Annotated in this window: 6 protein-coding genes; 2 read left to right on the top strand and 4 right to left on the bottom strand. The window is 67.5% G+C overall.

Going from position 1 to position 5472, the window contains the following annotated elements; translation table 11 throughout:
• Positions 1 to 24: 24 nt before the first annotated feature.
• From H300_RS0121480 to H300_RS0121490, 3 genes are all read right to left on the bottom strand, one after another.
• Positions 25 to 1119 carry an IS630 family transposase gene (locus tag H300_RS0121480; RefSeq protein WP_028429027.1) on the bottom strand — a complete coding sequence of 365 codons (1095 nt, stop codon included), beginning with the start codon at positions 1117 to 1119 and terminating at the stop codon, positions 25 to 27.
• Positions 1120 to 1346: 227 nt separating this feature from the next.
• The gene (locus H300_RS0121485; protein ID WP_028429028.1) at positions 1347 to 1949 is read right to left on the bottom strand and encodes a histidine phosphatase family protein; all 603 of its coding nucleotides are present in this window, start codon (positions 1947 to 1949) and stop codon (positions 1347 to 1349) included.
• Between the two features lie 9 nt (positions 1950 to 1958).
• Positions 1959 to 2603, bottom strand: coding sequence for a hypothetical protein (locus H300_RS0121490; RefSeq protein ID WP_028429029.1), 645 nt, complete (start codon positions 2601 to 2603; stop codon positions 1959 to 1961).
• Positions 2604 to 2750: 147 nt separating this feature from the next.
• On the opposite strand from H300_RS0121490, the gene H300_RS0121495 reads away from it, so the two are divergent.
• Complete coding sequence (locus tag H300_RS0121495; protein ID WP_028429030.1) at positions 2751 to 3839, top strand: IS630 family transposase; 1089 nt, start codon at positions 2751 to 2753, stop codon at positions 3837 to 3839.
• A gap of 113 nt (positions 3840 to 3952) precedes the next feature.
• Positions 3953 to 5050 carry a PEP/pyruvate-binding domain-containing protein gene (locus tag H300_RS0121500; protein WP_486583994.1) on the top strand — a complete coding sequence of 366 codons (1098 nt, stop codon included), beginning with the start codon at positions 3953 to 3955 and terminating at the stop codon, positions 5048 to 5050.
• 111 nt (positions 5051 to 5161) lie between these two features.
• Here the strand turns inward: H300_RS0121500 and H300_RS0121505 are convergent.
• Positions 5162 to 5472 (bottom strand): transposase (locus tag H300_RS0121505; RefSeq protein WP_199779235.1); only part of this gene is annotated, 311 nt, incomplete at its 5' end.

The raw sequence follows: 5472 nt of genomic DNA on the forward strand, positions 1-5472 counted from the left end.
TAGTGTCTCGTGATTCTGTTCATGTCAGTTCGAGTTGTTATTGACGAGTTTCTTCACGTTGGTCGCGACGAGTCTGACCTTCGCGAGGACCTCGCCGGCGGTCGCGGTCCAGGTGAACGGTTTGGCGCTCTCGTTCCAGGAGCTGATGTAGTCGCGGATCTGCTTGATCAGGACGTTGACGCTGGAGAAGGTGCCGCGGCGGATGGACTGCCGGGTCAGGATTCCGAACCAGATCTCGATCTGGTTGAGCCACGAGGAGCCGACGGGGGTGAAATGGAAGTGGACGTGTGGGTTCTTGGTCAGCCACTCCTTGACTTCCGGGGTGGTGTGCGTCGAGAGGTTGTCCAGGACGACATGGATGTCCTTCTCGGCGTGCGGCTTCACTGCCTTCTTGAGGAAGGCCAAGAAGTCCTTGCTGTTCCGGGTCGGCCTGCACTCGCCGATCACTTCGCCGGTGGTCACGTTCAGGGCGGCGAACAGGTTCGTGGTGCCGTGCCGGACGTAGTCGGCGGTGCGTTTCTCGCTCGCCGCGAAGGCGACCGGCAGTACCGGCTGGGTCCGGTCCAGTGCCTGGATCTGCGTCTTCTCGTCGATCGAGAGGACCACGGCGCCACCCGGTGGGGCGAGGTAGAGGCCGATCACGTCGGCGACCCTCTCCGCGAACGCGGGGTCCTTCGAGATCTTGAAGGTGCCGTTCCGGTGCGGCTTGAGATGCTCCTCGCGCCAGATTCGCGCGATGTAGTGCCAGGACACGGAGATGCCCTCGGTCCGCTTCAGATATTTCGCCAACTCGCGTGTGGACCAGTGCGAAAGCCCCGTGCCGTCCGGCGGCGTCATGCGGGTCAGCGCGATCACGCGGGCCCGCACCCGCGCCGGTACCTGTTCCCGGGCTCCGCCGGGCCGGTCCCCTTCCAGCCCGGCCAGTCCGAGCTCTGCATAACGCCGCTTCCAGCGGTCCACCGTCGGCAGCGATACGCCGAGCAGCTCGGCGATGTCCTTGCGTCGACGGCCTTCGCTCGACCAGAGCACGATCCGGCCCCGCGTCGCCATGTCGGCGGGTACGTCCCGGCTGTTTACCAACTCCCGCAACGCGGCGGCCTGTTCCACGGAGAGCTCCATACCAAGAGACCCTGCCACACAAGACCAAGTAATGCTGACAGAATCACGAGACAGTAGGTCGTGGAAGTGTGCTGGCCGTGAGGCATGCGAATTGATCTCCCGGACCGAAGAAGGTCATCCGATGATGTCTCCGGTACGCCTCCGGCACACCCCCAGAGTTCCGCTCCGCGGACGCCGCGAATCCCTGGGGTGGACCCGGGACGACCCCGGGTCGCGGCAGCCGCCCCTCACGGTCGTGCGGCCGCCCGGAATCCGGTCCAGCGCAGGTCGCCCGGCAGGTGGCTCATGTCGTTGAACATCACCAGGGTGGGCGACAGACCGGCCCGGTACTCGATCACCGTGAGCCCCGTGTTCGCGCTGTCCAGGCCGAGCCATCGGGTCGGCGGGGCCTCCAGCGCATCCCGTACCAGCCAGGCGATCGGGTACGCGTGCGTGACCAGCACCTCGTGCGAGTCAGGCTCGGTGCCCTCGGGGGCCCTGGTGAACCGCGCCACCAGGGCTTCGGCGGCCCGCTTGCCCGACGCGGCCTCGGCCTCCTCGAAGCCGTCGAAGAAACCGGCCCAGGCCTGGGGCATTTCGGCCGCGTTCGGTACGTAGGGCACATGGTCGATGAGTTCGTCGGCCTCGGCCACGGGCACGCCCGGCAGGTGTCTGCCGATCTCGCGCGCGCTCGCGGCGGCGCGGGGCAGGACCGAGTGCCACACAGCGTTGATCGGCAGCCCTGATAGCCGCTCGCCAAGCAGGTCCGCCTGCTTGTACCCCATGTCGGTGAGCTCGCCGAAAGCGTCCGCCAAGCCATGACGTGCCAGATGGAGATATCGAGTAGCCACGGAACGAACCTACCAGGTTCTCGGTTCCGCGCCGCGGGGAATTCCGAGGGTCGACAGCAGATCCTCGTGAAGCTCCATCCAGACCGCATGGCACGAGGGGACACCGACCCCGGCCACCCACTGCCCCTCTCCCGCACGGGCGCGGGCCAGGGCAGCGGAGAACCGCTCGCCGTAGCCGCCGAACCGGGCGAGCGCATCGGCCAGCCCGCCGACCAGTTCGGTCAACTCGTCGCCGAGCGCCATGAGTTCGTCCAGAACCCGGGCGTCCCACGCCGGGTCGCTGTGGTCGTTGGACGCCAGCCGATCGCTCTCGGTGGGCCGCAACTGCCAGTCGGTGCACGCCTGCACCAGCCGTCCGTTCAGGATCTCGAACGCCTTGTGTGCCTGCTCGACGGCGGCCCGAGCGCCGGCTTCCTCCAGTTCCTCCGCCAGTTTCCGGGTGTTCTCGTCACGTCCGCGCTCGGTGAGCGTCCAGCCGCTGGTACCTCCGAACGCGACGTGTGTCACCCACCCGTAGGCTTCGAAGTCCGGCAGCAGTTCACAGACCGTGTCATGGTCGATGCCGGTGCGCCGGGAGACCGCCGTGTCGTTGGCGACTCCGGTCACCCGTACGGCGTGCAGGACAAGTAAATCCGGTGATGAAGCGTACGTCATGGCAGCGAGCATTCAGGCTCGTGCTCGCGACGTCAACGCGGTACTCGCACTCCACGCGGATTGCCGGACCGTGTCATCACGCAACATGTACAGTGCGCTGACTAGCGTCCTGAGTCGTTAGTTCGCGTGCGATTGTAGAGTGTGGCGATGCCTGGTCCGAAGCCGTTGCCACTGGAGCTGTCCGATCATGAACGCCGGGTGCTGCGGGGTTGGTTGCGCAAGCAGACTGCGTCGCAGGCACTGGTTCTGCGGTCGAGGATCGTGCTGGCGTGCTCGGAGGGCCGGTCGAACGCGCAGGTCGCGGACGACCTGGGTGTCTCGCGGGAGACGGTGCGCAAGTGGCGGTCCCGGTTCGCCGCGGACCGGCTGGAGGGCCTGGTGGACCGGCCGCGTTCGGGTGCACCGCGGAAGATCACGGACGAGCAGGTCGAAGCCATGGTCGCCAGGACGCTGGGCCAGAGCCCGCCCACAGGCGATTCACACTGGTCGACACGTTCGATGGCCGAGGCCGAGGGCATGTCGCAGTCGGCCGTCTCGCGGATCTGGCGGGCCTTCGGCCTCAAGCCCCACATCGTGGAGACGTGGAAGCTGTCGACCGACCCGCAGTTCGTGACCAAGGTCCGTGACTTCGTGGGCATTTACCTGTCGCCGCCGGAGAACGCGCTGGTCCTGGCGGTGGATGAGAAGTCGCAGATCCAGGCCCTGGACCGAACCCAGCCCGTCCTGCCGATGGCACCGACTACGCCGGCGAAGATGACGCACGACTACGTCCGGCACGGCACGACCAGCCTGTTCGCCGCCCTCGACATCGCCTCCGGATCAGTCATAGCCCAGCACTACCGCCGCCACCGCCACCAGGAGTTCCTCCGCTTCCTGAAGGTCATCGACGCAGCCGTCCCCAAGCACCTCGAACTGCACCTGGTCCTGGACAACTACGCCACCCACAAGACCGAACCGGTCAAGAAGTGGCTGCTGCGGCACCCCCGCTTCCACCTGCACTTCACCCCCACCTCAGCCTCCTGGCTCAACCTCGTCGAGCGCTGGTTCGCCGAGCTGACCTCCCGCAAACTCCGCCGCTCGACCCACCGCAGCGTCATCGAACTCGAACGCGACATCCGCTGCTGGATCAACGAGTGGAACAAGAACCCCAAGCCGTTCGTCTGGACGAAGACCGCAGACGACATCCTCGACACACTCGCCGCATACTGCAGACGAATTAACGACTCAGGACACTAGGGGTACATACCTTGCTGATCAGCCTGGTTGACGCCGAAATCGGGACGTCGGGTGGAAAGGCCGCAGCGCTTGCCCGACTCCTTGAGGCAGGTCTGCCGGTACCACCGGGGTTCGTGGTGCCGACCGCAGCGTATGAGCGGGCCGCCCACGGCCTCGACTTCTCGGACGTCGGTGCCGTGCGTGATCTGGCCGGCCTCTCCCCGGCGCTGATCGACGAGATCGCCCGAGCACTCACACGAACCACCGGGGACGGGTACGTCGCCGTGCGCTCGTCGGCGACCAGCGAGGACACCGCCGCCGCCACCGCCGCGGGACAGCACGACACCTTCCTGGGCGTCCGCGGTCCCGATCAGGTCGCCGACGCAGTACGCCGCTGCTGGGCCTCGTTGTGGTCCGAACGTGCCGTGGAATACCGGCGCCGACAGGGGGGCGCGGAACCGCCCGCGATCGCGGTGCTGGTGCAGAGCCTGGTGGACGCCGACGTCGCGGGGGTGATGTTCACCGGCGCCGACATCCGCCTGGAGGCGTCCTGGGGGTTGGGCGAGAGCGTCGTCAGCGGTCAGGTCACGCCGGACTCCTGGACGTTGTCCGGCGGCACTGTCACCCGTCGAACGCTCGGCACGAAGAGGACGCGGATGGATCGCGATCACACCCGGGTTGTCCCCCGTGAGGTGGAGCCTGCCGACCGGGAAAGGTTCTGTCTGACCAACGAGGAAGTGACCCGGCTCGCGGAAATCGGCCGGAGGACAACCGATCTGCTGGGCGAGCCGCAGGACATCGAGTGGGCGATCACCGGCTCCCGGATCTGGGTCCTCCAGACTCGCCCGGTGACCAGCGCCCTCCCCTCCGGGCCGACGGCCTCGCCGGACACCACCGGGAAGAGCAACGTCCGCACGGGTACGCCCGGAAGTTCCGGCTCCGCCGCCGGACCGGCCCGCGTGGTACGCGGCCCCAGCGATTTCGCACGCGTGCGGCCCGGCGACGTACTCGTGTGCCGGACCACGGACCCGGCGTGGACCCCGCTGTTCGGTGTCGTCGCCGCAGTCGTCACCGAGACCGGTGGCCTGCTCTCCCACGCCGCGATCGTGGCACGAGAACAGGGGCTCCCGGCCGTCCTGGCAATTCCGGACGCGACGACGGTCCTGCCCGACGGTGCGATGGTCGAGGTGGACGGAAGCACCGGCCGGGTCACACTCCTCGGTTCCCGGTGAGCTGGTCCGGAGAGCCTGTCGCAGATGACGTGGACTGCCAGGCCGGGCTCGGTCTGGCAGTCGACTCGGCCAGGAAGTCCCAAAAATCGGCTCTCCTGCCGTATGTGTGGGTCACTCTGTGGCGGGTTGGCGGCCGGGGAGGGTGGGTTTGTCACCGGCGAGGGTGAGCATGACGAGGGCGATGATGGCGTCTGCGGTGTGGAAGCCGAAGCCGCGGCGGATGATCAGGCGGGTCTTGGTGTTCGTGGACTCGATCAGGCCGTTGCTCATGCCGGTGGTCAAGGCGGCACGGATGGCGTCGTGGTGGCGGCGGATGCGGCGTTGGAGGTCGACGAAGCTGTCGATGCGGCAGCGGCGGGCCCAGCCGATCCACCGGTCCAGGGCCTTCAGGGCGGCGGTGGGCCGGGTCCTGGCCAGGGTGA

The organism is Streptomyces sp. TAA040 (assembly GCF_000424845.1).

Excerpts from the sequence above, each read along its gene's own strand:
- H300_RS0121480 (WP_028429027.1), bottom strand. The coding sequence starts at position 1,119 with ATGGAGCTCTCCGTGGAACAGGCCGCCGCGTTGCGGGAGTTGGTAAAC.
- H300_RS0121490 (WP_028429029.1), bottom strand. The coding sequence starts at position 2,603 with ATGACGTACGCTTCATCACCGGATTTACTTGTCCTGCACGCCGTACGG.
- H300_RS0121495 (WP_028429030.1), top strand. The coding sequence starts at position 2,751 with ATGCCTGGTCCGAAGCCGTTGCCACTGGAGCTGTCCGATCATGAACGC.